Annotated in this window: 2 protein-coding genes; both read right to left on the minus strand. The window is 34.0% G+C overall.

The window, feature by feature from the left end; genetic code table 11:
- Positions 1-68 precede the first annotated feature (68 nt).
- The gene (locus ACF91D_RS30205) at positions 69-842 is read right to left on the minus strand and encodes an ATP-binding protein (RefSeq protein ID WP_392438427.1); all 774 of its coding nucleotides are present in this window, start codon (positions 840-842) and stop codon (positions 69-71) included.
- Between the two features lie 10 nt (positions 843-852).
- Positions 853-1,516 (minus strand): conserved phage C-terminal domain-containing protein (locus ACF91D_RS30210; RefSeq protein WP_392438429.1); only part of this gene is annotated, 664 nt, incomplete at its 5' end.

Here is a 1,516-nt window from a genome sequence, read left to right on the forward strand (position 1 = left end):
AGCGTAGTTAATTAGTTTCTGTGCGTATATATCTGAACAACCAAGATTTTGTTTAATAAATTGTTTAGTTACCATGCGTCTCTCTCCCTGTAATCATCACCAAGAACCCTCACTTGACGTGAATTATGTTTCATACGTGAATTGATTCGTTGCCAATTCATGTTCTGATTTAACTCTTTATCACTAAAGTTAGTGGTGAAAATGTTGTTTTTACCTACTCTGTTATCAACTATGCTAAATAGTTTATTTAATGTATGTTCTGTGTTTTCTACACCTACGTCGTCTAGTACAAGCAAGTCTATGCTGCTAAGTAATTTGACTAACTCGTCTGTAGTTTCAACTGCATTCTTATTGTAAGTAGCTTTGATACGATCCATTAACATTGGTATGTGCATAAATGCTACAGAATAGCCTTGTGCTTTAACTGCTTTAGCAATTGCATATGCTAGATGTGATTTACCTGTCCCATATGAGCCTTGCATGATTAATGACTTAGGCTTATCTATAGAAAATGTTTTAACGTATTCTATAGCTGTTTGTTTAGCATCTGTTTGCGATTGGTTTTGTGGTTGATAATTGTTTCCCGTGACCTCTTGTAATGAGTAGTTAACATTAGATTGATTAAATATATTATTTATTGCTTTCTGCTTACGTTTTTTCTCTGCTTCTTTGCCTGCAGCAATCATGCTACACTCACAACCATCACGATATTCATAGCCACTACTAAATGTGTGTAGATCATATCGGTTACCACACTTTTCACAATACAGCCCTTTCTCTACATCGTTAGCTTCATATTGTTTAAGTGTTTCTGTTATTCTAGGGCTTAACATGCGTTTCATTTAATCACTCCTAATTCCAATAACTAGGATCATACTTCATACGTTCTAGTTGGTCTTGTCCAGTATTTTTTATTTCTTGATTAAGATAGCCTTCAAATTTAGTACCGAATAATGTTTCTGGTCGTAAGAACTTTTCCATTTCAGTACCTTTCCATTCAGTAACTTTATTGTTAATTACAGTTTGGAATGCCTGCTCATCAAAACCATCTTTAAATCTAGTTTTGATTAAGTCTTTAGTCTTCCTGGTTGTAGGTTTATAATGCTTACCTGTTGATTGATTAAGATGTTCTATAATCGATTTATAAGGATACACAGTCGAGGAACTCGGCATAGCATTACCATCATTATTAGTATTGTTATTATTAGTTAAATCATTATTGGTAAAGTCATTATTAGTAGGGACGGGTTTTCCTACGTTGGATAATCCTGTGTTGGTTTTTCCTACGTTGGATAAACCTACGTTGGGTAATCCGTTCTGGTTAGGTTCTTCATAAACAGAGTATTCATATTCTCTTAAACGCCCTTTATCATCACGTTTACGTGTTCTGACAATATAACCAGTTGTTTCTAATTCTTTAATTCCGTTCTTCAAACTATCTCTACCATCAAGACTATGTTTTTCTAATTCTTTCTCATATACTTGCCAGTCGTCTGGTCGACTTAGTAAATAAAGT

This window comes from Staphylococcus sp. 231237_7MaSpsaltlick (genome assembly GCF_043107035.1).

What these genes read in the sequence shown, in the direction of transcription:
- ACF91D_RS30205 (WP_392438427.1), bottom strand. Translation starts at nt 842, where the DNA reads ATGAAACGCATGTTAAGCCCTAGAATAACAGAAACACTTAAACAATAT.